29 protein-coding genes, 1 rRNA gene and 1 riboswitch are annotated in these 25,841 nt (G+C 48.3%); of the genes, 20 read left to right on the top strand and 10 right to left on the bottom strand.

Features of this window, described 5'->3' with window-relative positions:
• The first annotated feature begins 119 nt into the window (after window positions 1-119).
• Window positions 120-1,668 (top strand): 16S ribosomal RNA (locus tag FA954_RS12610).
• A 114-nt stretch (window positions 1,669-1,782) separates the two neighbouring features.
• Here FA954_RS12610 and FA954_RS12605 read toward each other — a convergent pair.
• Window positions 1,783-2,388, bottom strand: coding sequence for a DUF6630 family protein (locus FA954_RS12605; protein WP_037994807.1), 606 nt, complete (start codon window positions 2,386-2,388; stop codon window positions 1,783-1,785).
• 176 nt (window positions 2,389-2,564) lie between these two features.
• Between FA954_RS12605 and FA954_RS12600 the strand changes: the two genes are divergently transcribed.
• The 7 genes from FA954_RS12600 to mtnA all read left to right on the top strand — a co-directional run bounded on the left by FA954_RS12600 (window position 2,565) and on the right by mtnA (window position 9,065).
• Window positions 2,565-3,203, top strand: coding sequence for an SDR family oxidoreductase (locus FA954_RS12600; RefSeq protein ID WP_037994806.1), 639 nt, complete (start codon window positions 2,565-2,567; stop codon window positions 3,201-3,203).
• Window positions 3,204-3,351: 148 nt separating this feature from the next.
• A riboswitch (SAM riboswitch) is annotated at window positions 3,352-3,463 on the top strand.
• A gap of 128 nt (window positions 3,464-3,591) precedes the next feature.
• Window positions 3,592-4,815: a 2,3-diketo-5-methylthiopentyl-1-phosphate enolase gene (locus FA954_RS12595; protein ID WP_037994805.1), complete on the top strand. Its 1,224-nt coding sequence runs from the start codon at window positions 3,592-3,594 to the stop codon at window positions 4,813-4,815.
• Window positions 4,812-5,516 carry a 2-hydroxy-3-keto-5-methylthiopentenyl-1-phosphate phosphatase gene (locus tag FA954_RS12590; protein ID WP_121874381.1) on the top strand — a complete coding sequence of 235 codons (705 nt, stop codon included), beginning with the start codon at window positions 4,812-4,814 and terminating at the stop codon, window positions 5,514-5,516. The genes FA954_RS12595 and FA954_RS12590 overlap by 4 nt, the downstream gene beginning before the upstream one ends.
• Before the next feature lie 16 nt (window positions 5,517-5,532).
• Window positions 5,533-6,159 carry a methylthioribulose 1-phosphate dehydratase gene (gene mtnB, locus FA954_RS12585; protein WP_232335163.1) on the top strand — a complete coding sequence of 209 codons (627 nt, stop codon included), beginning with the start codon at window positions 5,533-5,535 and terminating at the stop codon, window positions 6,157-6,159.
• A 23-nt stretch (window positions 6,160-6,182) separates the two neighbouring features.
• Complete coding sequence (locus FA954_RS12580) at window positions 6,183-6,722, top strand: 1,2-dihydroxy-3-keto-5-methylthiopentene dioxygenase (RefSeq protein WP_037994803.1); 540 nt, start codon at window positions 6,183-6,185, stop codon at window positions 6,720-6,722.
• Between the two features lie 52 nt (window positions 6,723-6,774).
• A complete protein-coding gene (gene mtnK, locus FA954_RS12575) occupies window positions 6,775-7,998 on the top strand; it encodes an S-methyl-5-thioribose kinase (protein WP_037994801.1) in 1,224 nt (407 codons plus the stop codon).
• Entirely contained in the window at window positions 7,995-9,065 is a 1,071-nt protein-coding gene (mtnA, locus tag FA954_RS12570) for an S-methyl-5-thioribose-1-phosphate isomerase (protein ID WP_049719624.1), read from the top strand. The genes mtnK and mtnA overlap by 4 nt, the downstream gene beginning before the upstream one ends.
• A 67-nt stretch (window positions 9,066-9,132) precedes the next feature.
• Here mtnA and FA954_RS12565 read toward each other — a convergent pair whose 3' ends face one another.
• The 4 genes from FA954_RS12565 to FA954_RS12550 all read right to left on the bottom strand — a co-directional run bounded on the left by FA954_RS12565 (window position 9,133) and on the right by FA954_RS12550 (window position 11,542).
• Window positions 9,133-9,561, bottom strand: coding sequence for a TlpA disulfide reductase family protein (locus FA954_RS12565; RefSeq protein ID WP_052186675.1), 429 nt, complete (start codon window positions 9,559-9,561; stop codon window positions 9,133-9,135).
• Between the two features lie 131 nt (window positions 9,562-9,692).
• On the bottom strand, window positions 9,693-10,073 hold the full coding sequence (locus FA954_RS12560) for a hypothetical protein (protein ID WP_037994799.1): 381 nt from the start codon (window positions 10,071-10,073) through the stop codon (window positions 9,693-9,695).
• 90 nt (window positions 10,074-10,163) lie between these two features.
• Window positions 10,164-11,024, bottom strand: a complete 861-nt coding sequence (locus FA954_RS12555; protein WP_037994798.1) for an EamA family transporter — start codon at window positions 11,022-11,024, stop codon at window positions 10,164-10,166.
• 227 nt (window positions 11,025-11,251) lie between these two features.
• Window positions 11,252-11,542 (bottom strand): hypothetical protein, encoded by a 291-nt coding sequence (locus FA954_RS12550; protein ID WP_037994796.1) that lies wholly within the window; start codon window positions 11,540-11,542, stop codon window positions 11,252-11,254.
• Window positions 11,543-11,716: 174 nt separating this feature from the next.
• Here FA954_RS12550 and FA954_RS12545 point away from each other — a divergent pair, with 174 nt between their 5' ends.
• On the top strand, window positions 11,717-12,082 hold the full coding sequence (locus FA954_RS12545) for a carboxymuconolactone decarboxylase family protein (protein ID WP_037994793.1): 366 nt from the start codon (window positions 11,717-11,719) through the stop codon (window positions 12,080-12,082).
• A 263-nt stretch (window positions 12,083-12,345) separates the two neighbouring features.
• Window positions 12,346-12,825, top strand: coding sequence for a CBS domain-containing protein (locus tag FA954_RS12540; RefSeq protein ID WP_037994792.1), 480 nt, complete (start codon window positions 12,346-12,348; stop codon window positions 12,823-12,825).
• A 152-nt stretch (window positions 12,826-12,977) separates the two neighbouring features.
• Here FA954_RS12540 and FA954_RS12535 read toward each other — a convergent pair whose 3' ends face one another.
• A complete protein-coding gene (locus FA954_RS12535) occupies window positions 12,978-13,535 on the bottom strand; it encodes a DUF928 domain-containing protein (protein ID WP_037994790.1) in 558 nt (185 codons plus the stop codon).
• Between the two features lie 566 nt (window positions 13,536-14,101).
• Here FA954_RS12535 and sufC point away from each other — a divergent pair.
• The 5 genes from sufC to sufB are packed head-to-tail and all read left to right on the top strand — an operon-like array spanning window position 14,102 to window position 19,298.
• A complete protein-coding gene (sufC, locus tag FA954_RS12530; protein WP_037994789.1) occupies window positions 14,102-14,890 on the top strand; it encodes a Fe-S cluster assembly ATPase SufC in 789 nt (262 codons plus the stop codon).
• Window positions 14,891-14,905: 15 nt separating this feature from the next.
• The gene (gene sufD, locus FA954_RS12525; protein WP_138615176.1) at window positions 14,906-16,210 is read left to right on the top strand and encodes a Fe-S cluster assembly protein SufD; all 1,305 of its coding nucleotides are present in this window, start codon (window positions 14,906-14,908) and stop codon (window positions 16,208-16,210) included.
• Window positions 16,207-17,427 (top strand): cysteine desulfurase, encoded by a 1,221-nt coding sequence (locus tag FA954_RS12520; RefSeq protein ID WP_037994783.1) that lies wholly within the window; start codon window positions 16,207-16,209, stop codon window positions 17,425-17,427. The genes sufD and FA954_RS12520 overlap by 4 nt, the downstream gene beginning before the upstream one ends.
• The gene (gene sufU / locus FA954_RS12515; protein ID WP_037994781.1) at window positions 17,414-17,854 is read left to right on the top strand and encodes a Fe-S cluster assembly sulfur transfer protein SufU; all 441 of its coding nucleotides are present in this window, start codon (window positions 17,414-17,416) and stop codon (window positions 17,852-17,854) included. Before FA954_RS12520 ends, sufU begins: the two co-directional genes overlap by 14 nt.
• A 13-nt stretch (window positions 17,855-17,867) precedes the next feature.
• Window positions 17,868-19,298 (top strand): Fe-S cluster assembly protein SufB, encoded by a 1,431-nt coding sequence (gene sufB / locus FA954_RS12510; RefSeq protein WP_037994780.1) that lies wholly within the window; start codon window positions 17,868-17,870, stop codon window positions 19,296-19,298.
• Between the two features lie 97 nt (window positions 19,299-19,395).
• Here the strand turns inward: sufB and FA954_RS12505 are convergent, their stop codons facing one another.
• Window positions 19,396-19,704 carry a DUF4870 domain-containing protein gene (locus FA954_RS12505; RefSeq protein ID WP_037994817.1) on the bottom strand — a complete coding sequence of 103 codons (309 nt, stop codon included), beginning with the start codon at window positions 19,702-19,704 and terminating at the stop codon, window positions 19,396-19,398.
• A gap of 235 nt (window positions 19,705-19,939) precedes the next feature.
• Between FA954_RS12505 and FA954_RS12500 the strand changes: the two genes are divergently transcribed.
• From FA954_RS12500 to FA954_RS13900, 5 genes are all read left to right on the top strand, one after another.
• Window positions 19,940-20,494 (top strand): tyrosine-type recombinase/integrase, encoded by a 555-nt coding sequence (locus FA954_RS12500; protein ID WP_037994815.1) that lies wholly within the window; start codon window positions 19,940-19,942, stop codon window positions 20,492-20,494.
• Between the two features lie 81 nt (window positions 20,495-20,575).
• Window positions 20,576-21,268: a DUF1538 domain-containing protein gene (locus FA954_RS12495; RefSeq protein ID WP_037994813.1), complete on the top strand. Its 693-nt coding sequence runs from the start codon at window positions 20,576-20,578 to the stop codon at window positions 21,266-21,268.
• A complete protein-coding gene (locus FA954_RS12490; RefSeq protein WP_037994777.1) occupies window positions 21,265-21,999 on the top strand; it encodes a DUF1538 domain-containing protein in 735 nt (244 codons plus the stop codon). Before FA954_RS12495 ends, FA954_RS12490 begins: the two co-directional genes overlap by 4 nt.
• Complete coding sequence (locus tag FA954_RS13905; RefSeq protein WP_037994775.1) at window positions 21,983-22,354, top strand: P-II family nitrogen regulator; 372 nt, start codon at window positions 21,983-21,985, stop codon at window positions 22,352-22,354. The genes FA954_RS12490 and FA954_RS13905 overlap by 17 nt, the downstream gene beginning before the upstream one ends.
• Window positions 22,335-22,682 carry a P-II family nitrogen regulator gene (locus FA954_RS13900; protein ID WP_037994774.1) on the top strand — a complete coding sequence of 116 codons (348 nt, stop codon included), beginning with the start codon at window positions 22,335-22,337 and terminating at the stop codon, window positions 22,680-22,682. The genes FA954_RS13905 and FA954_RS13900 overlap by 20 nt, the downstream gene beginning before the upstream one ends.
• A gap of 343 nt (window positions 22,683-23,025) precedes the next feature.
• Here the strand turns inward: FA954_RS13900 and FA954_RS12475 are convergent, their stop codons facing one another.
• The 3 genes from FA954_RS12475 to FA954_RS12465 all read right to left on the bottom strand — a co-directional run bounded on the left by FA954_RS12475 (window position 23,026) and on the right by FA954_RS12465 (window position 25,812).
• Complete coding sequence (locus tag FA954_RS12475) at window positions 23,026-23,331, bottom strand: magnetosome magnetite crystal formation protein family (protein WP_231564587.1); 306 nt, start codon at window positions 23,329-23,331, stop codon at window positions 23,026-23,028.
• A 112-nt stretch (window positions 23,332-23,443) separates the two neighbouring features.
• Complete coding sequence (locus FA954_RS12470) at window positions 23,444-24,592, bottom strand: N-acetyldiaminopimelate deacetylase (protein WP_037994769.1); 1,149 nt, start codon at window positions 24,590-24,592, stop codon at window positions 23,444-23,446.
• Between the two features lie 2 nt (window positions 24,593-24,594).
• Window positions 24,595-25,812, bottom strand: coding sequence for an aspartate aminotransferase family protein (locus FA954_RS12465; RefSeq protein ID WP_037994768.1), 1,218 nt, complete (start codon window positions 25,810-25,812; stop codon window positions 24,595-24,597).
• Between the last annotated feature and the right edge of the window lie 29 nt (window positions 25,813-25,841).

Raw genomic sequence — 25,841 nt, 5'->3', positions numbered from 1 at the left:
ATGATAATATCATATTTGTCGCCGCGAGAGAGCGGCACAAACAAAGTGAAATGAAGTGTTCCTTGAAAACTGAAGAGTGAAGACATGACTCGTTAATTCTTGAGAGTTCACATCAAACTTTTTTGGAGAGTTTGATCCTGGCTCAGGATGAACGCTGGCGGCGTGCCTAATACATGCAAGTCGAGCGGGAGAATCATCCTTCGGGATGAGGATCCAGCGGCGAACGGGTGAGTAACACGTGGGCAACCTGCCCGCAAGACCGGGATAACTCCGGGAAACCGGGGCTAATACCGGATAGTCCTTTTCCCCGCATGGGGAAAAGGGGAAAGGCGGCTTCGGCTGTCACTTGCGGATGGGCCCGCGGCGCATTAGCTGGTTGGTGAGGTAACGGCTCACCAAGGCGACGATGCGTAGCCGACCTGAGAGGGTGATCGGCCACACTGGGACTGAGACACGGCCCAGACTCCTACGGGAGGCAGCAGTAGGGAATTTTCCGCAATGGGCGAAAGCCTGACGGAGCAACGCCGCGTGAGTGAGGACGGCCTTCGGGTTGTAAAACTCTGTTCTTGAGGAAGAATTCCTTCCAGGCGAACAGCCTGGAAGGTTGACGGTACTCAAGGAGAAAGCCCCGGCTAACTACGTGCCAGCAGCCGCGGTAATACGTAGGGGGCGAGCGTTATCCGGAATTATTGGGCGTAAAGCGCGCGCAGGCGGCTGATTAAGTCAGGTGTGAAAGGCTGCGGCTCAACCGCAGAGCGGCACCTGAAACTGGTCAGCTTGAGTGCAGGAGAGGGGAGCGGAATTCCCGGTGTAGCGGTGGAATGCGTAGAGATCGGGAGGAACACCAGTGGCGAAGGCGGCTCTCTGGCCTGTAACTGACGCTGAGGCGCGAAAGCGTGGGGAGCAAACAGGATTAGATACCCTGGTAGTCCACGCCGTAAACGATGAGTGCTAGGTGTTGGGGGGCTACGCCCCTCAGTGCCGAAGGTAACCCATTAAGCACTCCGCCTGGGGAGTACGGCCGCAAGGCTGAAACTCAAAGGAATTGACGGGGGCCCGCACAAGCGGTGGAGCATGTGGTTTAATTCGAAGCAACGCGAAGAACCTTACCAGGGCTTGACATCCCGCTGACCCCTCCAGAGATGGAGGTTTCCTTCGGGACAGCGGTGACAGGTGGTGCATGGTTGTCGTCAGCTCGTGTCGTGAGATGTTGGGTTCAGTCCCGCAACGAGCGCAACCCTTGTCGTTAGTTGCCAGCATTTCGGATGGGCACTCTAACGAGACAGCCGGTGAAAGCCGGAGGAAGGTGGGGATGACGTCAAATCATCATGCCCCTTATGTCCTGGGCTACACACGTGCTACAATGGCTGGTACAAAGGGCAGCGAACCCGCGAGGGGGAGCCAATCCCAAAAAGCCAGTCTCAGTTCGGATCGCAGGCTGCAACTCGCCTGCGTGAAGCCGGAATCGCTAGTAATCGCGGATCAGCATGCCGCGGTGAATACGTTCCCGGGCCTTGTACACACCGCCCGTCACACCACGAGAGTTTGCAACACCCGAAGTCGGTGAGGCAACCTTTTAGGAGCCAGCCGCCGAAGGTGGGGCAGATGATTGGGGTGAAGTCGTAACAAGGTATCCCTACCGGAAGGTGGGGATGGATCACCTCCTTTCTAAGGAGCTCATTTCGAGCAAAAACGTTTCAAAGAGTCATGTCTCACACTCTTTGGTTTTCAGGGAACACTTGAAAAAGCCCCGCAGACATAGTCTGCGGGGCTTTCCTTACATCATGAGACCCAAAAAGGGTTTTCTTTTTCCAGCAGATGGATAAATGCAGGAATCAACAGTCCATAATGCGGTTCCGGTTGAAAGGGCAAATCCTTTTCAATCCACAGGGTTCCGTATCCGGATTCAAAAGCCAGTTCCTGACAATGTTTGGCCGTCTGCATGGGCAAAATGGTTAAGGTGTAAGGATGAAGCGTGGGTGTCAAAGAGCATAAAACATATTGAAGAGGTTCCAAATAATGATTGGCTAATTGAAAGAAAAACCGGACATAAGGATGGCTGACCGGGTCTGAAGAAGCGAAATGGCTTTCGTTCCATTTGCCGTCACGGATCACCCATGCAAACCGTTTGGATTTTTTGTCGTGTTTGGTGCTGAACCAGGCAGAAATGAGGGATTCGTCAAAAGTAAAGATCAAATTTCGCTGTTTCAAAGAGTGAATCAGTGCAAACCAGGGAAGATTACTAAGTGGAACGGAATCCATCATCAACGTGGTTAATAAATATTCTTTGGGATTTTTTATGCAAAAATCGACTTCTTCGGCCAGGGTTGGATCATTGGGAAGCAAAAAGCGCGCAAGATCCAAAAGTTTTTCAGGCTGATATTGCATAACGACTCCCCCACATAAGATATCGAACAAGTGTTCTGAATCCATTATAAAAAAAGAATGAATCAGGAACAAGGGGAAATGCGAAATTATCCATAAAGAGGTTTGACGGGGGGAGTTCGGGTGGAAAGGTTCATATTGTGACAACAGAAACATTCAATCAAAGGGAGTCTGGTAACATGAACATTTTGCTCCTTGGCGCCAATGGAAAAATCGGCAGGAAATTGGTATCGCTGTTGAAAGAAACGCCTCATCACCTTCGGGCCATGGTTCGCAAAGAAGAACAAGTGCCGGTCATTGAAAGACTGGGAGCGGATGAGGTGGTCATCGGCGATTTGGAAAAAGATTTTTCCCATTGGGCAAAGGGTATGGACGCGGTCATATTCTCAGCTGGTTCAGGCGGTCACACTGGTCCGGATAAAACCATTTTGGTGGACCTGGACGGTGCCTTTAAGGCGATTGAGGCCGCAGAACAGTATCAAGTCCGTCGCTTTGTGATGATCAGTTCCATCGGGGCGGATCATCCGGAAAAAGGGCCGGATTCCATCCGCCATTATTTGGTTGCCAAAAAAAGGGCCGATGAACGATTGCGCAACAGTTCCCTCAATTACACCATCATTCGCCCCGGAGCTTTGACAAATGATCCGGCCAAAGGCACGGTCTTGCTCCTTGAACATATTGAAAAACCGGCTTCCATTCCGAGAGCGGATGTGGCGAGAGTCGTGGTGGAAGCATTGGAACATGAAAATACTTATCGCCGTTCGTTTGATTTGGTCACAGGGGATCAACCGGTTCAAGAGGCTTTAAATAATTTGTGACGCAAAGAAAAGCGCCGGAGTGTGAGCATTCCGGCGCTTGTTTTTTTATTCAAAAATGAAATGAAAAATTTAAGTCAAAATTATTGATTCCTTAAAAATTATATGCTAAATTAAAGAAACTAATGAAAACTGAATAGACGGATCGATTCTCTTATCCAGAGAGGTGGAGGGACAGGCCCGATGAATCCTCGGCAACCATCTGCATGAAGCAGAAAGGTGCCAATTCCTGCAGGACGCTGAGCGGTTCTGACAGATGAGAGAAGGTGATAATGATAGATTGGTTTATCCCTTTTTGCATCTGCAGAAAGGGATTTTTTTATTACCTGGCATAAGCGGGCGGTTACCGCTGTATGGTAAAGCATCATTGATTGAAGGATGGTGATGGCAAGTGGCAACTGATCGGGAGTATATCATTGCGACCTATCTGATTCACGGGGAGCATGATTTCCACAAAAAAGCCAAAAGCATTGCTGTCGGTTTGACGGCGGGAACATGGACGGAATTGCCGGAGACCCGGAAAAAACAGATGGCGGCCCATCTCGGTGAAGTGATTGAAGTGACCGGGCTGGCGCCGGGAAAGGACGGAGAACCGCGAGCCCTTTGCAAAATCGGTTATCCGGTCCGCAATCTGACACCGGACTTTCCCGCTCTTCTGACCACGGTGTTCGGCAAGTTGTCCTTGGATGGAAAAATCAAATGTATGGATATTGAAGCACCGGATTCGTTTTTGGACGGGTTTCCCGGCCCCAGGTTCGGAATCGAAGGCATCCGCCGAAAATTGGATGTATCCGGCCGTCCGCTGTTGATGAGCATTTTTAAACAATGCATCGGCATGACATTGGATGAGTTGGAGGAAGCTTATCAACAACAAGTGGATGGCGGGGTGGATCTGGTCAAAGATGACGAGATTTTCTTCCGAGAAGATTATGCACCCGCCGAAGAAAGAATCCGCATTTTCAAAAGGATCAACCGGGAGAAGGAAGAACGGACCGGGCAAAAAACTTGGTATGCGGTCAACCTGACCGGCCCGGTGACACAACTGACCGATAAAGCCAAACGTTTGGCGGAACAAGGGGCGGACTGTTTTCTCTTAAACGCGGTTCCTTACGGGCTGGATATTCTCCACCGGTTGGCAGAGGATCCCGATATCGATGTGCCGGTCATGGCTCATCCGGCTTTTGCCGGTGCGGTTTGTTCCTCTTCTGATTACGGTTTGAGTTCACCGCTGCTGTTGGGAAAACTTTTGCGATGGGCAGGTGCGGACATGGTGTTGTATCCTTCACCTTACGGTTCGGTGGCCATGCCGAAAGAGGACGCGCTCAAAGTGGCTGAAAACTTGCGTCATTCTTCCACCGTTCACCGGCCATCCCTTCCGGCTCCGTCGGCAGGCATTCATCCGGGGCTGGTGCCGGCCATGGTGCGGGATTTTGGAATGGATCTCATCGTCAATGCGGGCGGAGGCATTCACGGCCATCCGCAAGGTTCAACGGCAGGGGGAAAAGCATTTGTCGAAGCGATCGGTGCTGCGGTAAAAGGGCGTCCGTTGGAAGAAGCGGCCCAGGAGTCTCCGGAATTAAAGCTGGCTTTGGATAAATGGGGGAGTATCACATGACGTCTTCATTAAAGCGGGTGATTTTCTGTGATTTTGACGGAACGATCACCAATCAGGATAATATTGTCAATATTTTCAAGCATTTTAACCCGCCAGGCTGGGAAACGCTGAAAGACGATATCCTCGCCCGGCGTATCAGTGTCCGGCAAGGTGTGGGGCTAATGTTTTCGCTTCTTCCCACGGCAAGAAAAGAAGAGATTGTGCGTTATGCCATTGATCAGGCGGAAATCCGCCCCGGGTTTGAAGACTTTATCCGGTATTGCCGGTCGAATGATATCCGGTTGTTGATCACCAGCGGAGGGATCGACTTCTTCGTGTACCCGGTTTTATCCCGCTTCGCGATTCCTGCTGGGAACATTTATTGCAACGGTAGTGATTTCAGCGGGGAGACGATTCGCATTGTCTGGCCGCATCCCTGTGACGAGCATTGTGACGGGGATTGCGGCATGTGCAAAACCAGTGTAATCCGCTCTTATGATGAAAAGGAGTATGAACGGATTGTGATCGGGGACAGCATTACTGATTTGGCCGCTGCCAAACTGGCTGATTTTACGATTGCCCGGGACTTTTTGCTGGAACAATGCCGTAAGCAGGGGCTGAATCACCAGCCTTTTGACACTTTTTATGATGTGATTGAAATCTTGAGCCATGATCGGGGCGATGGGAGGTGCAAGCAATTTGACGCGACTGGAACATCCTGAACGGATCCGGGTGGAAATGGAAAAGGTGGAAGAGGCTTTTCACGAATTGCGAAAGGTCAAAGAGCTTTTTGCCGGTCGGGGATGGTTTCCGGCCACCAGCGGAAATCTTTCTGTCCGGGTGGACGTTCAAGAAGGGGAGCCGGACTTGATCGCCATCACGGCCAGCGGAAAAGATAAGACCGTTCATACCCCGGAGGATTTTTTGCTGGTGAACAAAGAGGGAAAACCGGCGTTTCCGACTTGTCTCAAACCTTCGGCCGAGACTTTGGTCCACACGGCGATTTATCAAAAAATAAAAGAATGCCGCGCGATCTTCCATATTCATACTGTTCATAATAATCTCATTTCAGAGCAGTGCGGGGATTCGGGGTACGTCTCTTTTTCCGGGCATGAAATCATCAAGGCGCTGAACATCTGGGAGGAGGGAGCCGTGATCCGGCTGCCGGTTGTTCCCAATCACGCCTCGATTCCTGACTTGGCCCAAGCGGTTCGCGAGGTGATCGATCCGCAGGTTCCTGCGGTTCTGATCCGAAATCATGGGATCTATGCATGGGGTGACAGTGTATTTGCTGCCAAACGCCATTTGGAAGCTTTTGAATTCTTGTTTGAGTATCAGGTAAAGCTTCAGCTTTTAAATTCATAGACCGATGGAAAGGGGTTTTTCACATGGCGCAAATTTACATCAGAAATTCGGGAAAACGGTTGGAATCAGAGCAAGAAGTCCGTTCCTTTCTCAAAGAACAAGGCGTGTTGTTTGAACAATGGCCGACAGAGAAACTTCCGCAGCATCTGCGGGAGAAGTTTGTGTTGAATGAGGAAGAGCAAGAGGAGATTCTCAAGGCCTATCAAGAGGAAATCCAATCGCTCGCCAAGCGAAACGGCTATGTCCAATGGGATGTGGTGGCGCTGTCCGAAGCAACAGAAAATTTGGAAGAGCTCTTGAAGAAGTTTGAAAATGTGCATACCCATTCGGAAGACGAAGTGCGGGCCATCGTCTCGGGGAACGGAATTTTCACGATTAAAGGAAAAGATGGAACCGGGTATTTTGATGTGGAGCTTTCCCCCGGAGATGTGATCTCCGTGCCGGAAAACACCCCTCACTTTTTCACGTTGATGAAGAACCGGAAAGTGGTGGCCGTGCGTCTGTTTATCGATCCGTCCGGATGGGTGGCTCATCCTTATCAAGATCCGGAGTTCACGGCTTGACCGGTGTCCCGCCCTTTGTGCGGGACTTCCCGGAGGAAGGAGGAAACAACCAATGTTTGAAAATTATAAACATTTCACGGAAGAAGATGCAGTGCAATATGCCCGCTCGAAAAAAGAATGGTTTGCCCCCGATGCAGAACTTGACTGCAGGGAAATCGGCGATGGAAATCTCAATTTGGTCTTTCGCATTGCCGACCATTCAACTGGACGGAGCCTCATCTTCAAACAGGCGCTACCGTATGCAAGGGTGGTCGGGGAGTCATGGCCGTTGACGCTGGAGCGGTCCCGCATCGAAGCGGAAGCCTTGAAACTGGCGGCCCGTCGGGTGCCGGATTTGGTGCCTGCCGTTTATTTCTACGATGATCAATTGGCTTTGACCGTGATGGAAGACTTGTCTGATCACATCATTTTGCGAAAAGGGTTGATCGCGGGAGAGGAATACCCCCGGTTAGCGAAGGATTTGGCGGAATATCTGGCTCACACGCTCTTTTTCACTTCGGAATATTACCTGGATGCCGGGGAGAAAAAGGAGAAGGTCCGCCGCTTCATCAATCCGGAAATGTGCAAGATCACGGAGGATTTGGTGTTTACCGATCCTTATTATGATGCCGAAACCAATTCATTCAACCCTTTGATCCGGGAAACGGTGGAATCGATCTGGAACGATGACCGCCTGAAAAAAGAAATTGCCCATTTGAAAGAACGCTTTATGACCCGGGCACAAGCTTTGCTGCACGGGGATCTTCACACCGGTTCCGTCATGGTGAAAAAAGACAGCACCAAAGTGATTGATCCGGAATTTGCTTACTACGGTCCCATCGGCTTTGACGTGGGGGCTGTGATCGCCAATCTTTTCCTTTCCTTTGTTTCCCATGAAGCGCACACCGGGGATCTGAAGCAGAGGGAAACCTACCAAAGCTGGTTGCTGGAAACCGCCGAAAAGATTTGGATCGGTTTTGAACAAACCTTTCGGGCGCTTTGGAAAGAGCATGTCAAAGATGAAATGTGGTCCGTACCGGGGTATCTGGATGACGTGTTGCACCAGGTGCTTCAGGACGCGGCGGGCTTTGCCGGTTGCAAAATGATGCGGCGCGTGATCGGTTTGGCTCCCGTGGCGGATTTGGAATCGATCGAAGATCCGGCCGTCCGCGCCGAGGCAGAAACCAAGGCTTTAAAAATCGGGCGGCTACTGGTCTTAAAGCGCCAAACCGTAAATCAAGCGGCTGATCTGATCCGGCTGGCCCGGGAAGCCGGGGAAGGGCTGACGGTGAAATGAAGCAAGATTACACAATTCCCCATCCGCAATCGGTTTTTTGGGAAGACGACCACCTGGTTTTGCTGGATCAGCGAAGGCTTCCCCGTGAAACCGTTTATTTGCACCTTTTTACTCCGGAAGAAGTTTGGGATGCGATTGTCACATTGGCTGTGCGGGGGGCGCCGGCCATCGGTATCGCCGCTGTTTACGGTTTGTATATGGGCGTGCGCCACGTCACCGGGCGGGAAGAAACTTTCTTTTCCGAACTGGAACGGGTGGTTGAATATTTGAGTTCGGCCAGACCGACCGCGGTGAATTTGTCATGGGCCTTAAACCGGGTAAAAGCCAAGGTGGAATCATTCAAAGGAAGTCCGGTATCCGTCTTGAAGCAGGCGGTGTGGGAAGAAGCGACAGCCATTCATGAAGAGGATGTGAGGGTGTGCCGGAAAATCGGGGAGCATCTGCTTCCTTTTTTGCACGACGGAATGGGCATCCTCACTCACTGCAATGCCGGAGGGCTGGCCACCGGTGCGTACGGAACCGCCCTGGCTCCGCTGTATCTCGCCCGCGAGAAGGGATGGAACCTCAAAGTGTATGCCGACGAGACGCGGCCGGTGTTGCAGGGAGCGCGGCTGACCGCATATGAGCTGATGCAGGCAGGGATTGACGTCACACTGATTTGCGACAACATGGCGGGGGCCGTGATGAAACAAGGAGAGATTCAGGCGGTCATTGTCGGAACGGACCGGGTCGCGGCCAACGGGGATGTTGCCAACAAAATCGGCACTTACAGCTTGGCTGTCCTGGCCAGGGCGCACCAAATCCCTTTTTATGTGGCGGCTCCTTCTTCATCGATTGACTTGGAGACGGAAACGGGTGACGGGATCCCGATCGAAGAGAGAGCGCCGGAGGAGATCGTGAGCAGCTGGGGCAAGCCGATTGCTCCCGAAGGGATCAACGTCTATAATCCCGCTTTTGATGTGACGCCCGCGGAGTATGTCACCGCGATCATCACCGAGTACGGCGTGATCCGGCCGCCCTACCGGGAAAATTTAAGAAAAAGTCTTCGGCGCATGATGCCGGTATAAACAACATTTGAAAAAGGGAGTTTCATGTCGGATGGAAAAGGCGCCGGTGAAAAACCGGCGCCTTTTATTAAAAAGATTCACGGGAGAGGAGGGCTCCCAGTTCTTGAATGACCGTGGTGAAGGGGGCGGTTTCGTCATAGATGCCGTGAATTTCGCCATTTGGTGTGATCAGGACATCGGTGGGAACCGAGGAAAGCCGGTAAGCGTCGTAGGTTCGGGTTCCATGGTCGCGCAGCACCGGAAAATGAAAACCGGCTTCTTGGACAAATTGGTATACCCGGTCGGGATCGGGTTCGCGCCCGGAGACATGGATCGTAAGAAAGGCGACCTGGTTCGTTTTTAAAGACCGGTAAAAAATTTCTTTTTTGGCCAGGGACTCCTGGCAAGCGGCACACCAGGTCGTCCAAAACTCAAGCCAGACAATCCGTCCCTGGTAATCGCTCAGTTGATGGATGTTTCCGTTTAAATCGGGAAGTGAAAAATCGGGTGCTTTCATCGATCTGGATCTCCTTTGCGTAAGGATGTCGGTTTAAAACCGCGGTGTGAGACGGAAAGTTGCGGGCGGTTTAGGATTTCGGTTCCGGAAGTGACGGCCGGATGCGAAAAAGATTCACCTCGCGAATCCGGTTATTCAGCGAAGATGTAGCCGGCTTTCAAAGCGTACAAAAAGGTGATGAAAAAAATGACCAGATTGGGATACATGACTTTTTTTCCAAACTGTTCACTGACGGGCCACACCCGGTGCTGATACCGGGGGGATGGAAACACCAAAGGTTCATACATCATCATGATCCATAAAGATTGCGAAAACACGGACATCATTTTGGCGTCGAAAGTGGGAACAAAGATCACATGGAGAACGGTTACGGCGAGCGATACATACAGCATGATTTTCATGGTTTTAAACGCTTTTACCCGAAACCGGGTATCCAAAAGAAAGAGACAAACCAAATGAATGACACCACATAAAATCAACAGAAGGATTTGAAATGCCAACATTTCGATCATCAGACAAAACTCCTTGCTTGCATAGAGTAAGGATTAATAATAACAAAAGTTCGAAAAAAACCGAAGGGCCTCCGGAGAATTTTTTCCGATTCAAATGCGGATCAGAATCAGTCCGGCAAACAACAGGATTAAAGACACGGATTGCATCAGGGATAAGCGTTCACGAAAAACAAGGATGGAAAGAAGCGCAACCACCAGGCTGTTTGTGGAAAAGATCGGGGCAATGATGGACGCAGGGCCGTGATCCAGAGCGATGGCATAGAGTTGCATCCCGGCAAATGAAAAAAATCCCGCTCCCAATCCCCAGACCATTCCCGTGCGGCGGCTCTTTTGGCGAAACCCGGCCGGCGGCGCCTTGCGGAGAATTTGCCATGTGAACCAAATCCATCCGAATAAATAGCTGATCAACAAAATGGATGTGTTGGAAAGATTCATTTCTTCCGTAATCTTTAATCCGCCGTTTCTGAAAAAGAACAGCAACATGGCCAGGAAAATAAGCAGATACCAGCGCCTGTTTTGAATCCGTAAGTTTTCATTGGGGTCCACCGGCAACAGCATGATGGCTGAAACTAACAAAAATGCACCGGTCGCTTCGGTCACCGTGATGCTCTCGCCGTAAACGAGCATGGACATGGCCATGGTCAAAATGATGTTCGCATTGGCCAGGGGAGAGGTAAGGCTTGCAGGGCCGATTGAAAGGGCTCTCATAAATAACAAGTTCCCAAAAGCCGAACCGATTCCCACCAAAGTTCCGGCCGCGAGGTTGAGCCATGTGAATTGGATATCGCCGGTTTTGACAGCCCACCAGACGAATCCGAGAGAGCCGGTCAAGTATAATCCCCATAACAAAAAGTCATCATCCCCGCTTTGGGCGGAACTGACTTTCATCAAAAATCCGGACAATCCGAAAGTAACGGCACTGGCCAGTGAGATGAGAAACCAGGTACTCATACAGGTTAACCCTTTCTGTTATGATATAAACTTTTACTATTATCGCATTTTTTGTTGGTGAAGTTTATAGATAATAATTTAAGCATGAAACTCCAAAACGGCGGAACGGGGATCCAAGACGGATGGCGGGGGAAAGAGCGGTGATCCAGGGGGAAATCAAATGAAAAGAAACGGGGAAAGGACACCCATGGACAACCCATGGACTCCTCATGCGGGAGTCCATGGGATTAAGCATGAGCTTCTTCTTTGGTTTTGCCGGTTTGGTTTTCAAATTCCAGCAAAAGTTCATTCAATGTCATTTGGTCATCCAAATACAATTGAACCAGTTCCAAAAATAATGTGTGGGCTTCATCCGGAAGCTCCAATATCTTAATCATTTCATTAAACGGATCGAAGTCGCGGGCTAAAATATGTACGCTGCTGGCTTGAAAGATCTTTTCCAAATGAATCGTTTTTCCATAAATTTCTTTGACCATGCGTAAGATGATGCCGATCAATTGTAATTTTTGCTGATCCATTTTCATTTCCTTTCTGTTATAAAAAAGCTTTCTCAATATTGGTTCAAGATCTTACTCTATTTTAAAATAATATATTTATTAATGTAAAGATAATAACTGTAATTACAGATATAGATTTGAATATTTGTATATTTTTCTTTTGTACAGGAAAACTAGTCATGGAAGGAGAGATGAATGATGCAAGAAAACTTTGTCAAACAATCCCTGACGGATTATAAAAAAGGAATCGGCCAACTCCAAGAGCAACTTCCGCATGTGGTGGAAACGTACAACGCGTTTACGGAAGCTTGCTTTCAAGACGGTGCCCTGTCAAAGAAGGAGAAACATTTGATCGCGCTGGCACTCGGCGTTTATACCAATGATGAATACTGCATTGTTTATCACACAAAGGGAGCCTGTGATCAGGGAGCAAGCGCACAAGAGGTGCTGGAAGCGGCATGCGTGAGCAGTGCCTTCGGAGGGGGAATGGCCATGTCACAAGCTGCCACGTTGGTCCAACAAAACCTCTCCCAGATTCAGGGGCAAAACCTCTCCCACTAATGTTGACAATCCGGCAAATTGCCGGATTGTTTTTTAATGGCCGTAATATTTCAAGGTTCACCGGCGTTGTTATAAAATAAAGTTAAGGAATGGATAAAAGAGTGATAAGAACGTTGACAGCGGTTTCGGGAACAAGATAACATGGTTGGGGAACTGTTATCATTACAAAAAAAGATAAAAGATTTTGACGTCAATTCGGGCTTATCTTTATCACTCTGTGGTAATGGCCGGAGGGATTACCAAGAGTAAGGGAGTTTTTGCTTATGCAGAAACGGGATCAAAACAATTATTTATTTTCACGCGAGATTACTCCTTACATTATTCCGAAGGAAAAAGTTGTTGTTGTCCACACGGACTGGTCACTGGAGCGTGCTTTATTGGTGCTGACCCGGAAGGGGACCAATTCGGTGCCTGTGGTGAATGATCAAGAACAAGTCGAGGGGATCATCAGCAAAACCGACATTCTGGACTTTATGTTAAAGATCAGCCAAGGCAATGAAATTGATTTTTCGCAATTGAAAGGATATACGGTTCATGAAGCGATGAATAAAAATCATTCAGGCATTTTGGCCAATTCCATTTTTTCGTTTGCTTTCGAAGTGCTGGTCAACCGGCCCTATATCCCGATCATTGATTTGAAAGGGAAGCTGGTTGGCATTTTGACGAGAAAAGTGATCATGGAACAAGTGATTAACTATTTTAAAGAAGAATATATGATGATGAACAAACTGCAAGGTTCCTGAAAAGTTTTACCAACAAAAAACACCGCCTTTTCCGGCGGTGTTTTGCTGTTTTATATCTCATCCTGATTCAGGTTGCTTATAAATGGAATCATACAAAGATGAATAAATGAAGCCTTGTTCATTTGTTTATCATTACACATAGTCAAACAGTCCTATTGATCAAGAGACTTGTTTGAAGGCCTTTGTTCGAAGAGATCTGTCAACAAATCGTTTTTGTGACATTGTTGGAAAAACAGCGCCATTTCATCCCATTGCTTTGCATCTTTGGCTTTGCCCGTGATTTGCGCGGTGAGTTTGACGTACTGCAACCAGCCGAACAAAGTAAACGGAATTAAAGGGATGTTGAAATCTTCCTCATAGGATTGGATCAAGAGCATTTTTAATTCTTCGTAGATCTGTTTTCTTTCCTGGTTTGTTTTTTCTTCAGACGGGTGTGAAACGGAGAGGATGTGGCGATGTTTTTTCCAAAGCTGCAGCAATTTTTTTTTAAGAAAGCTGTTCAAATACCGTTCTTGATCTTTTTTTTTCAGGGGTATGCTGAAGTTTGACGGCTCTTCGGAAATGATCACGTTGCCAAATAAAAAAGATCGCTGCTTTTTTGTTTTGCATTGTGTGTCTGTGGCGGGTTTGGTGTAAATTCCGATCGGAGAGCTAAGAGATGGGGGCATACAAGATGGTTCTTTCGAAACCCTGTAAGTGCTTTTTTCCATAAAAACTCCTCCTACCAACGCGCTTATTCAAAAAGGTGCGGAAATAAAAAAAAGATGATCAACCTGATGATGGCAGAAACGATCTCCCGAGGCAAAATATTTCGATGAATTCCGAAAAAAACCTCCTAAAGATATTTTGCCTGAAAACGGGCTGAAAAGCAAGGGAAAATTAAAGATTTCCGGGGCATTCACGGGAAAAAGCGATGATATTGAAAAGGTTTGCATCCGTTTGCCGGATTCCAAAGAATGAAGTTTCATGTGCGGCGATGAAATGTTATATTTATGAGTAGTTTTGAGCCCATGAAGAAAAAATACCAATAACTTCACATTAAAAGAGGAGGACTGAAACCGCACGATTTCCAATCTTCACTTGATATACCCCATATCGTGAAGTAAAATGAAATGAGAATCAGGTGATAATCACTTTAATTTAGGGTGATTGTCCGATTGGTTTTTCTTTTCACGCTGTCCAAACGGACGGTGTTGAGGGAATATCTCCGGTTGATGACAACCCGTTGCGGTTCAGGAGATAAACAAGGGCAAAAGACATGATGGAGGATGAGACTATGTCGACAGCACCAAAATTGATAATAAAGGATTTGCATGCATCCGTGGATGGGAAAGAAATCCTCAAAGGCGTCAATTTGGAGGTCAATGGCGGAGAAGTTCATGCGATCATGGGTCCGAACGGGACCGGTAAGAGCACCCTGGCTTCCGCTTTGATGGGTCATCCGCGTTACGAGGTCACCCAAGGGAGTGTCACGCTCGACGGGGAAGATGTTTTGGAAATGGAAGTGGATGAAAGAGCGCGTGCCGGATTGTTCCTGGCGATGCAATATCCGGCTGAAGTAAGCGGCGTGACCAATTCCGATTTCATGCGCAGCGCCATCAACGCCAAAAAAGGGGAAGGCAACGAAATTTCGTTGATGAAGTTCATCCGTGAAATGGATAAGAAAATGGAAATCCTTGAAATGGATGAGAAGTTTGCCACCCGTTACCTGAACGAAGGTTTCTCCGGCGGGGAGAAAAAACGGAACGAAATTTTGCAAATGATGATGTTGAAACCCCGCATTGCCATCTTGGATGAGGTGGACTCCGGATTGGATATTGATGCGTTGAAAGTCGTTTCCAAAGGGGTTAACTCGATGCTGAGCCCGGAAATGGGCGTGATCGTGATCACCCACTATCAACGCTTGTTGAATTACATCAAACCGGACCATGTCCACGTGTTTATGCAAGGAAGGATTGTGAAATCAGGAGGGCCGGAACTGGCTGAACGTTTGGAAGCCGAAGGTTACGACTGGGTGAAAGAAGAGTTGGGCATTGAAGACGAAACCGTTGGTCAAAAGGCGTAAGGTTGGTGATTTTGGATGAGTACAGATACCCGATTGCTTTTTGATGAAAATGTTGTAACGGAAGTATCCCAAAAGAATCAGGAACCGGCCTGGATGCTTCAAAGTCGTTTGGATGCACTCAAAAAAGCTGCCCAACTTCCACTGCCCAAAGTACAACAAACCAACATCAGCCGTTGGAATTTCACCGGGTTCGAACCGTTCCGGGAAGAGGCTCCCGTCCAATCTTTGGATGAACTCCCGGAAGGCGTCAAAGAATTTGTGTTTGGCGAACAGCCCAGTGTGGTGGTGCAAAAAAACGCCAGTGTCATTTTCAAGCAACTGTCTGCAGAATTGAGTGAAAAAGGCGTGGTCTTCACTGACCTGGGCACGGCCGCCAAAGAATATGAGCCGTTGATCAAAAAATACTTCATGACGGACGGAGTGAAGAAAGACGAACATCGCCTGACCGCCATTCATGCTGCGCTTTACAGCGGCGGGGTGTTCTTGTTTGTACCAAAGAATGTGGATGTACAAATTCCGTTGAACGGATTATTCTGGTTGTCAGGTGAAGGAGCTGCACTTTTGCCTCACATTCTGATCGTTGCCGAAGAAGGAAGCCGTGTTGATTTTGTGGCCAACTTTGTGTCGGATCCGGATGAACCGGGGGCCATGAACAACAGCGTCATCGAGGCGTTTGTCGGGGTACAGGCAAAAGTCCGTGTGACCACCATCAGCAATCTGGGCGCTTCTGCGGTGAATGTGGTTTACCGACGCTCCCTTGTCGACCGGGACGGTCATTTGGAATGGATTATCGCCGATTTGAGTGACGGAAAGGTTGTCTCCGACAATACTTCCCATCTCAAAGGAGAAGGCAGCCGGGCCGATGTGAAGGCGGTTGTGCTCGGAACGGGTGAGATGCGAGCCAATGTGACGTCATCGATTTATCATTGGAACCGGCACACCACCAGCTATATCAATGCCCGTTCCGTCATGACGGATAAGGCATCGAGCATTTTGAACAGTATCACCAAAATCGAAAAAGGTGCCAGCAAATCGGATGGGCAACAATCCGGAAAAGTATTGATGCTTCATCCGGAAGCGCGCGGGGACGCCAATCCCATTTTGTTGATCGATGAAAACGACGTCGTCGCCGGACACGCGGCAAGCGTGGGGAAAGTGGATCCCCTGCAAATGTATTACCTCATGTCGCGTGGAATTCCCAAAAAGGAAGCAGAGAAACTGATTATCCACGGTTTCCTGGATGCAATCATTTCGGATATTCCGTCAGAATTATTGCGTGAACAGATTCATCGGCTGATTGAAAGGAAAATCAAATCATGAATGAATTCCGCAAAGACTTTCCCATATTGGATCAGGAAGTAAACGGCCACCCGTTGGTTTATTTGGACAGTGCAGCAACATCGCAAAAACCGTTTCAAGTGATCGAAGCGGTGGAAGCCTATTATAAAAAGGACAACTCCAATGTGCATCGCGGTGTCCATACATTGGGCTCCAGAGCGACGGATGCCTATGAAGGAGCCCGTGAAAAGGTACGCCGTTTCATCAATGCGGATTCAACCAAAGAGATTGTTTTCACAAGGGGAACCACCACATCGCTGAATCTGGTCGCAAGAAGTTTTGCCACTTCCATGCTGAAGCCGGAGGACGAGATTTTGATCACTCCGTCTGAGCACCACAGCAATTTGATTCCGTGGCAGCAAGTGGCCAAATGGACCGGAGCGCGGTTGAAATATTTTCCGCTCAAAGAAGATGGTTCCCTGACGATGGATTTGGTACGCCAAGCCGTGACCGACAAAACGAAAATCATTGCCATCCAGCATGTGTCCAATGTGCTGGGAACGATCCATCCCATCAAAGAAATTGCGGAGTACATCCATCAAAAAGGCGGATATATCGTGGTGGATGGCGCGCAAAGTATTCCCCACATCAAAGTGGATGTCAAGGATTTGGACGTGGATTTCTTCGCTTTCTCCGGACACAAGATGTGCGGCCCGACCGGAATCGGCGTTTTGTACGGCCGGGAGCATTTGCTGAATGAAATGGAACCCATTGAATATGGCGGAGAAATGATTGATCAAGTGGGAGATTATGAGTCGACGTGGAAAGAGCTGCCCTGGAAATTTGAAGGGGGAACTCCCATTATTGCCGGAGCGGTCGGTCTTGGTGCAGCCATTGATTATCTGGAATCCATCGGCATGGACCGGATTGAAGAGCACGATCGCAAACTGGCTGCTTATGCTTATGATAAGTTGCAACAGATTGACGGAATCACCATTTACGGCCCCAAAGAAGGGCGGATCGGGTTGGTTACTTTTAATTTGGGCGAAGTGCATCCTCATGATGTCGCAACCGTCTTGGATGCGGAAGGGATTGCCGTCAGGGCGGGGCATCACTGTTGCCAGCCGCTGATGCGCTGGTTGAAAGTACCGGCAACGGCAAGAGCCAGCTTTTATTTGTACAATGATGAATCGGACATCGACCGGTTGGCGGAAGGCTTAATCAAAACGAAGGAGTATTTTGGCCATGTCTTTGGATGATCTCTATCGTCGCGTGATTTTGGAACACTATCAAAAACCGAAGAATCGAGGCAGAATCGAAAACGGAGCGATAACCATCGATTTGAACAACCCGACTTGTGGTGACAAAATCTCTTTGCAGATGCGGATTGAAGATGGCCGGGTACAAGACGCGAAGTTTTTGGGGGAAGGTTGTTCCATCAGCCTGGCCTCCGCTTCCATGATGACGGAAGCGGTCAAAGGATTGACCGTGGAAGAATCGCTCGAACTGGTTGATCTGTTTTCCCGGATGATGCAAGGAGAAGAAGTCGATCTGGATAAATTCCCGCTGGAAGATATTGAAGCGCTGACCGGCGTTGCAAAATTTCCGGCACGCATCAAATGTGCGACATTGGCATGGAAAGCACTTGAAAAAGGGATGAATGAATATCGCGAATCTAAATCATAAGGAGGAGAAAACCGTGACGACAAACAACCAATTGCCGGATCTGTCGGATTACAAGTACGGTTTTCACGATAAGGATGTCTCGGTTTTCCGTTCGAAAAAAGGGTTGAGCCGGGAAGTGGTGGAAGAGATTTCCCGCATGAAAGGCGAACCGGACTGGATGCTCGAGTTTCGCTTGAAAGCATTGGAGCAGTTTTACAAAATGCCGTTGCCCAATGCCGAAAACAGCCAATGGTTTTCTCTTTTGCCCGGAAAACTGGACGATCTCGATTTCGATGATATCACTTATTATGTAAAACCGTCTGAACGCCAAGGAAGATCTTGGGACGAAGTACCGGATGAAATTAAACAAACGTTTGATAAACTGGGAATTCCGGAAGCTGAACAGAAATTCCTGGCCGGGGTTTCTGCACAGTACGAATCGGAAGTGGTTTATCACAACATGCAAAAAGAGCTCGAAGAGCAAGGCGTGATCTTTTGCGACACCGACACAGCCGTCCGCGAGTATCCGGAGCTGTTAAAAGAGTATTTCGGAACGGTGGTTCCGCCTTCGGACAATAAATTTGCCGCATTGAACAGTGCCGTGTGGAGCGGCGGAAGCTTTATTTATGTTCCCAAAGGAGTGCGTTGTGAAGTTCCGCTTCAGGCATACTTCCGGATCAATTCGCAAAACATGGGACAATTTGAACGGACACTCATCATTGTCGATGAAGATGCCTTTGTCCATTATGTCGAAGGATGCACGGCTCCAATTTACAGCACGGATTCATTGCACAGTGCGGTGGTGGAAATCATTGTGAAAGACAACGCCCGCTGCCGTTACACAACCATTCAAAACTGGTCTCCCAATGTTTACAACCTGGTTACCAAACGGGCTGTTGCTCATAAAGGGGCACACATGGAATGGGTTGACGGAAACATCGGAAGTAAACTGACGATGAAATATCCGGCTGTCATCATGAAAGGGGAAGGAGCCAAAGCGGATGTGTTGTCCATTGCCGTAGCAGGGAAGGGGCAACATCAGGATGCCGGGGCAAAAGTCGTGGCACTGGCTCCAAACTGCACCTCCACGATTGTTTCCAAATCCATCAGCAAACAAGGCGGAAAAGTCACCTACCGCGGATTGTCCAGCTTTGGAAAAAATGCAACGGGATCCAAAGCTAATGTGAAATGTGATACGTTGATTTTGGATAATGAATCGACTTCGGATACGATTCCTTACAACGAAATCAAAAATGATGATGTGGTGTTGGAACACGAGGCAACCGTATCCAAAGTGAGCGAAGAGCAATTGTTCTACCTGATGAGCCGCGGACTGACCGAAGACGAAGCCACGCAAATGATCATCATGGGCTTCATTGAACCTTTTACCAAAGAATTGCCTATGGAATATGCGGTGGAAATGAACCGGTTAATCCGTTACGAGATGGAAGGATCCATTGGTTGATCCCGGATCAAACCTGCCACAGCTTGAGGTGGCAGGTTTTTTTATGGAAATTGTTTTTATAAAAAAATCCCCCTTTGGAAAAAGGGGGATTTGTTGTTCAGTGAATGAACCATCTGGCCACCGGATACTCAAAGTACTTCTCCTTCCAAGCGTATACCATTCCCTTAATCGGATAATAGAGTCCCATGATGGAAAAAATAACGAGAAATGGAATTCCGATCAAAACAAATGATAACACAAAAGAGACGGAAATCAGCAGCCAGAATACGGCGTGAAAAACAATGGCTTGCAGCGACAGACGTTTCAGATCCCGATCTTTAAAGATGAGATAGACAATCAGCGGGACAAGCATGGGGGCAAACCAGGTGCTTGCGTGAACCAAAATTTTGATGCCTCTCTTATCCAAAAACAAAACCTCCATAACACAACATTGTTTCATTATAAAAAATTCCCGGTCACGGGACATTTGAAACCTGTTTCTTTATTCATGGGATTGATGGAGTGAAAACGGCATTTCCGTTGAGACGAGATTTTGGATGATGTTTGGAATCCGGACGGCCTTTGGGAAAATGGTTTGTTTGAATGTTACTTAATCATATGATATAATGTGGTTATGTAACACGAATCGAGGTGATACAGAGCTGGAGTTTGTCGAAGCGATTCGGGATAAACAGATCATTTCAGCAATGAAGCGATATTTAAAAGCCCATTCCGAGCGGGATTATTTGCTTTTCGTCTTTGGGATTAACACCGGTTTGAAAATTACGGAGCTATTAAATGTAAAAGTTTGCGACGTGATAAATCCTGACGGCACGTACAAGGAATTTTATCAATTACCCGGCGGGGATCAAGAAGTGTTTTTGAATCCCAAGCTAAGAAAAGCGATCCGGCATTATGTCCAATCGAACCAATTGAAACATGAGAACTATTTATTTCAATCCTCCAAAACCCAAAAACCCATTACACGCCAACAAGCTTACCGCATCATCCAACAAGCGGGAAAAGCGGCCGGTTTTCAAGGAAAAATCGGCACGAATTCTTTACGGAAAACGTTTGGATATCATGCTTATAAACGAGGAGTCGCCATCTCTCTTCTCCAAAAGCATTTCCATCACTCCACCCCTTCCGAAACCCTTAAATACCTTGGTATTTCAAAGGATGAAAAGATCCGGACTGAAATTGACGTGGACTTGTGAAAAAGCCAAATGCAGCATACAAAAAAAACATTGTATGGCTGCACTTGGCAACACAAAATTGAACAGAGAGGGGAATCCGAATTGGATCGACTCAAAGATACCGGAAAAGAAGTCCTTTTATCGATTCTTCCCATGACAGTGGTGATTTTTTTGTTGCAATTCACGGTCATTGGTTTGCCTGTTGAAATGTTTTTACAGTTTTTAACCGGCGTGGTCATGGTTGGACTGGGATTGTTCTTGTTTTTTGTCGGGGTGGATATCGGGTTGCTTCCCATCGGTGAAATGATCGGCTCTTCCATGTCAAAGTTTGGGAAATTGAGTGTGGTTGTTCTGATCAGTGTGGTTTTGGGATTTGCCGCAACAGTGGCTGAGCCGGATGTGATCGTCCTGGCTTCCCAGGTGGATATGGTGACCGGCGGAACCATTCCCAAAGGCATTTTGATTTCCACCGTGGCACTGGGTGTGGGGATAACGGTGGGAATTGCCATGCTCCGAATGATCTTCAATATCCCGATCCTGTATCTGTTAATGGGAGGATATGCCATCATATTTGTGCTTTCTTTTTTCGCTCCCACGGAATTTGTTCCGGTCGCACTGGACTCCGGCGGTGTCACCACCGGTCCGATGACCGTTCCGTTTATTATGGCTTTGGGCGTGGGCGTGGCTTCCGTCCTCGGCGGTAAAAGTGCTTCCACGGATGGTTTCGGATTGGTTGCATTGGCTTCGGTCGGCCCGGTTCTTTCTGTACTGCTGTTAGGGGTGGTGTATGCATGATCAATCCATTGCACGGACTGACAGATACCATGGTTGAAGTGGCCCTTGCATTGTCTCCTTTGTTTGTGATTTTCTTGCTCTTTCAGTTCTTTTATTTGAAACTTCCTTGGCGCAAAGTGGGGAATATCGCCGTTGGATTTATCATTACTTTCTTTGGACTGGTCTTCTTTTTACAGGGGGTGCATATCGGCTTTATGCCCGTCGGTGAACAGATGGGCTTGATTCTCGGGGATCTCTCGTATAACTGGATTCTTGTTCCCATTGGCCTTCTTCTCGGGTTTGCCGCCACTTTTGCAGAGCCGGCCGTAAGAATTTTGAACCAACAGGTGGATAAAGTGTCGACCGGTTCCATTCCGGAAAAAGTTATGTTATATACTGTATCCATCGGGGTCGCTGTGTCGGTGGCTTTGTCCATGTTACGGGTGATTGCCGGAATTCCTTTGTGGTACTTTATTATTCCGGGATACTTGTTAGTGTTCCTGTTGGCCCGCTTCTCAAAAGACAGCTTCACAGCGATTGCGTTTGATTCTGGAGGGGTTGCCACCGGTCCCATGACCGTTACTTTCATTTTGTCCATGGTCGTTGGCGTGGCCACCGTCATCGAGGGGCGCAACCCTTTGATGGAAGGGTTCGGCATGGTTTCGCTGGTGGCACTGGCTCCGATCCTTTCTGTATTGATCCTGGGAATTTTATACAGAAGGAAGGAGAAAGAAAATGAGCAAAGTACCTGATCACAAACTAATTGTTACGGTGGTGAAAAAAGGGCTGGCCAAAAAGGTGGTGAGAGCCTCCAAACAAGCCGGGGCGGAAGGCGGAACGGTGATGTTCGCCAGAGGCAGCGGAATCCATGAGTGGGTGTCGTTTCTGGGCATTCACATTGAACCGGAGAAGGAAGTGATTTTAACCTTGGTTCCCGAAGAGAAACTGGAGCCGATTTTGAAAGCGATCAAAGAAGCGGGACGGCTCGACCGGCCGGGAAACGGGATCGGTTTTGTCATGAATACGAAAAAAATTGCCGGGATCTCTCATTTGTTTGAATCCGATTCCCGGAAGGAGGATGAAAAAAATGGCTCAACCGGACATTGAATATGATTTGATTGTGACTATCGTGAACAAAGGGTTTGCACAAGAGGTCGTGGAAGCTTCCAAAAAGGCAGGCGCCGAAGGGGGCACCATTCTGCAGGGGCGCGGCACGGGAATCCATGAAAAAGCCAAGCTTTTCAATATTGTCATCGAACCGGAAAAAGAAGTGATTCTGACTTTGATTGACCGCAAAAAAACCGAACGGGTTTTGGATGCGATCATGAAAAGCGGCCAATTGGATAAACCCGGAAAAGGGATCGCTTTTGTCATGAAAGTGGAGCGCACGGTCGGAATCAACCATATCCCTGCTGAATGCCATCCCGATGAATAAATCCGCAGATTTCGGAATCGGTGCAGACGGCGCGTTTCTCGTATGCATTCAACATGGGCTTGAACGGATTTTCTGATTCCGGAAAAGATCCCGAGGTGCAGGTGAAACGCCCTGATTTGGCGTTATTTTACAAACACGGCAAAGTCCGATGAATGAATTAGAAGAGATGAACAGAGGCTGCCTGAATGGAGATGAACGGGCAGCCTCTGTTTATTTGCAACCTGTTGCCAAAAAAATACACCATCGTGCAGCGTGATGTACTTTCAAAAAAACGAACGGACCAGAGAAACAAATCCATTGCTTTGTCATTAACTTCGCTTCTGCACAAAATTGCAGGGTGTATTTAATGGATAAACCATTTGGCAACGGGGTATTCATACTGTTTTTCCCACCAGGCGTAAGCAATTCCCTTGACCGGAAAATAAATCAACATGATGCCGAAAAGAATGGCAAAAGGAATTCCGATCAAAAGAAAGGAGAGAACTTTGGAGATGAAAAACAGCGGCAAGAAAATGGCATGAAAAACAAGGGCTTGCAAAGACAATCGTTTGACGTCCCGGTCTTTCACAATTAACCAGGCAATCAGCGGGAGAAGAACCGGTGCAAACCAGGTGCTTGCATGAATCAGGATTTTAATCAGCTTATTCAATGATGCAACCTCCATAACATAACATTGTTCTATTATATAGTACCCTGAGATGAACAAAAGGTAAACCTTTCTTTTGGATTTTGGGCTAAAAAAACATCCTCGTAAGAGGATGTCACCATGTTTGCGGGCGGTTGCCCAAGTGTTCCAAGTATTTGGTCATGACCGAAACAGCGACGGGAATCGCTTCATCCCGGGGTTCCATTTTGGGATGGTGCAATCCGTACGGGGTCTCCACACCCAGCCAAAACATAAATCCGGGAATTTCATTTAAAAAGTAACCAAAATCTTCTCCGGCCATCGATTCATCGCATTGCACCAGCTCGTAAGGAGTATGTCTGTTGACGAACTCCATGAAAGACTTTGTCCATTTTTCATCATTGTAGACTTGGCAGTAGTTGCATCCCCAATCGATGTCCGCCCGGCATTGAAAGCCGGTTTCGATGCCCCGGACCAATTCCCGGATCCGGTTCTTGACCAAGTTCATGGACTCGATGGATTTGGTGCGGATGGTTCCTTCCAGACGGGCATGGCCGGCAATGATATTTTGTTTCGTGCCGGCTTCAATTTTTCCGATCGTGATGATGGCGGCATCCAAAGGATCCAGATTGCGGGAAACAACGGTTTGAAGTTGCTGGACCAGTTGGGCACAGGCGATGACCATATCATTGGCCAGATGGGGACGGGCTGCATGGCCGCCGGTCCCGTGAAGATCGATGAAAAGTTCTGATGTATTGGCAAAGAGCAAACCCGGACGCAAGGCAATGGTTCCGACAGGATATTCCGGAGCGACATGAAGCGCAAAGATGACATCTGGTCTCCATTCATTAAATTCAGGGCTTTGCAGCATCGGCCATGCGCCTCCGGGCCCTTCTTCCGCCGGTTGGAAAATGAAAAGCAGGTCATCGTCCGTTTCATGATGGACAAAATGCGTTAAAATGCCCAAAGCGATTGCCATGTGCATGTCGTGTCCGCATGCATGCATATAACCTTCGTGAAGCGAGCGGAAGGGATAGGAAGTTTGTTCTTCCATCGGGAGCCCGTCCATATCGGTCCGGTAACCGATGCATTTTTTCGGGTTTTTTCCGGGAACTTTCACCAAGATACCCGTCTTCCAAGTGCGAATGATCCGCCGGTGTTTTGGCAAGGTTTCCAGATAATTCAACAGATGTTTCTGGGTTTTGAATTCCTGAAAGCCGGGTTCCGGAATTTGATGCAACTGATGCCGCAATTCGATAAAAGGCGAAGCTTGCTTGACATCCAATCTTAACCCTCCTCTTCCAGTTTTCTTGCTTGCAGGTGTTTGTTCAATGCTGCCATGAGTGTGTCGATTTCTTCTTCCGTCAGTGTCAGGGGAGGAAGCAGCCGTATCACGGTTCCAGCGGTAATATTGACCAAAATGCCGTCTTCCATCAGGTTTTTTTGCAAAGATTGAAGTGCCTCCGGAGAAAGACAAGTCCGGATTCCGATCATCATGCCGCGCCCCCGGATGCTTTGAATCAGGGTTGGAAAAGTTTCTTTGAGTTCATGTAAACGGGACCACAACAAATCGGCTGTTTTCTTTCCTCGTTCCAACATGCCTTGTTCCAATAAGACATCCAACACCGCGTTGCCGAGGGAGGCGCTCAACGGGGAGGGGGCAAAGGTCGTTCCGTGATCCCCGGGTTTGAATTCATTTTGCAGTTTCTCGCCGGCAATGATTCCGCTCAGCGGCAAGCCGCCCCCGATCCCCTTTCCGAACAAAATCAAGTCCGGTTTCAGTGAATAAGCCTGATAAGCAAAAAGGGTGCCCGTGCGCCCGAGGCCCGTTTGGATCTCATCAACCAAGAAAAGTATTTCTTTGGATTGGCAGATTTGCTGAATGGTTTGCAGATATTCTTCCGTCAGCGGGATGATGCCCCCGGATCCCAAAATCGGTTCCACCAGGATGGCGGCGGGCCGGTTTTCTTCGCAAACCCGGATCAATTCTTCCGGTTGGTTGGCTTCCACTTCATAAACCGGATAGTCAATCAGCGGATAATCCTGATACACCCCGGGTTGGCGGGTTAGTTTCAAGGCGCCCAACGTACGGCCATGGAAACTGTTTTTCAACACGACGATCCCTTTTTTGTCCGGAGCATGTTTGACTGACCATTTATGGATCAGCTTGATGGCTGCTTCAGTGGCTTCGGCTCCGGAATTGCCAAAATAGACCCGGCCGGTGCCGACGGTGTTTTGAACCAGCCGTTGAGCGAGACGGATGGCCGGCGGGTTGAGAAAAAGATTGGAGATGTGCAAAAAGCGGTGTCCCTGTTCATTCAACGCTTTCATCAAATGGGGATGGGAGTGTCCCAAAATATTGACGGCAAGGCCCGTGAACAGATCCAAATAGCGCTTTCCTTCAGTGTCGATTAACCAATTGTTTTCGGCCGCGGCAATGGTGACCGGCAGCCGCCGGACGGTTGGAAAAAGATAAGTTTGATCCAGATGTTGCCAGTCTGACATACTCGTTCCTCCTGCAAATATAAAATGAG

The sequence above is a fragment of the Thermoactinomyces vulgaris genome, assembly GCF_005886755.1.
Classification (GTDB): Bacteria; Bacillota; Bacilli; order Thermoactinomycetales; family Thermoactinomycetaceae; genus Thermoactinomyces; species Thermoactinomyces vulgaris.
The sequence above is the reverse complement of the archived record's forward strand: the minus strand, read 5'-3'. Positions and strand labels throughout refer to the sequence as shown.

Bases quoted from the DNA above. Each gene is read 5' to 3' on its own strand.
- FA954_RS12465 (WP_037994768.1), bottom strand. From the start codon at position 25,812: ATGTCAGACTGGCAACATCTGGATCAAACTTATCTTTTTCCAACCGTC.
- FA954_RS13900 (WP_037994774.1), top strand. From the start codon at position 22,335: ATGGCTCAACCGGACATTGAATATGATTTGATTGTGACTATCGTGAAC.
- FA954_RS12555 (WP_037994798.1), bottom strand. From the start codon at position 11,024: ATGAGTACCTGGTTTCTCATCTCACTGGCCAGTGCCGTTACTTTCGGA.
- mtnK (WP_037994801.1), top strand. From the start codon at position 6,775: ATGTTTGAAAATTATAAACATTTCACGGAAGAAGATGCAGTGCAATAT.
- FA954_RS12550 (WP_037994796.1), bottom strand. From the start codon at position 11,542: ATGGATCAGCAAAAATTACAATTGATCGGCATCATCTTACGCATGGTC.
- FA954_RS12545 (WP_037994793.1), top strand. From the start codon at position 11,717: ATGATGCAAGAAAACTTTGTCAAACAATCCCTGACGGATTATAAAAAA.
- FA954_RS12565 (WP_052186675.1), bottom strand. From the start codon at position 9,561: ATGAAAGCACCCGATTTTTCACTTCCCGATTTAAACGGAAACATCCAT.
- FA954_RS12590 (WP_121874381.1), top strand. From the start codon at position 4,812: ATGACGTCTTCATTAAAGCGGGTGATTTTCTGTGATTTTGACGGAACG.
- FA954_RS12600 (WP_037994806.1), top strand. From the start codon at position 2,565: ATGAACATTTTGCTCCTTGGCGCCAATGGAAAAATCGGCAGGAAATTG.
- sufC (WP_037994789.1), top strand. From the start codon at position 14,102: ATGTCGACAGCACCAAAATTGATAATAAAGGATTTGCATGCATCCGTG.
- FA954_RS12535 (WP_037994790.1), bottom strand. From the start codon at position 13,535: ATGGAAAAAAGCACTTACAGGGTTTCGAAAGAACCATCTTGTATGCCC.
- mtnA (WP_049719624.1), top strand. From the start codon at position 7,995: ATGAAGCAAGATTACACAATTCCCCATCCGCAATCGGTTTTTTGGGAA.
- FA954_RS12560 (WP_037994799.1), bottom strand. From the start codon at position 10,073: ATGATCGAAATGTTGGCATTTCAAATCCTTCTGTTGATTTTATGTGGT.
- sufD (WP_138615176.1), top strand. From the start codon at position 14,906: ATGAGTACAGATACCCGATTGCTTTTTGATGAAAATGTTGTAACGGAA.
- mtnB (WP_232335163.1), top strand. From the start codon at position 5,533: ATGGAAAAGGTGGAAGAGGCTTTTCACGAATTGCGAAAGGTCAAAGAG.
- FA954_RS12580 (WP_037994803.1), top strand. From the start codon at position 6,183: ATGGCGCAAATTTACATCAGAAATTCGGGAAAACGGTTGGAATCAGAG.
- sufU (WP_037994781.1), top strand. From the start codon at position 17,414: ATGTCTTTGGATGATCTCTATCGTCGCGTGATTTTGGAACACTATCAA.
- FA954_RS12605 (WP_037994807.1), bottom strand. From the start codon at position 2,388: ATGCAATATCAGCCTGAAAAACTTTTGGATCTTGCGCGCTTTTTGCTT.
- FA954_RS13905 (WP_037994775.1), top strand. From the start codon at position 21,983: ATGAGCAAAGTACCTGATCACAAACTAATTGTTACGGTGGTGAAAAAA.
- FA954_RS12520 (WP_037994783.1), top strand. From the start codon at position 16,207: ATGAATGAATTCCGCAAAGACTTTCCCATATTGGATCAGGAAGTAAAC.
- FA954_RS12490 (WP_037994777.1), top strand. From the start codon at position 21,265: ATGATCAATCCATTGCACGGACTGACAGATACCATGGTTGAAGTGGCC.
- FA954_RS12540 (WP_037994792.1), top strand. From the start codon at position 12,346: ATGCAGAAACGGGATCAAAACAATTATTTATTTTCACGCGAGATTACT.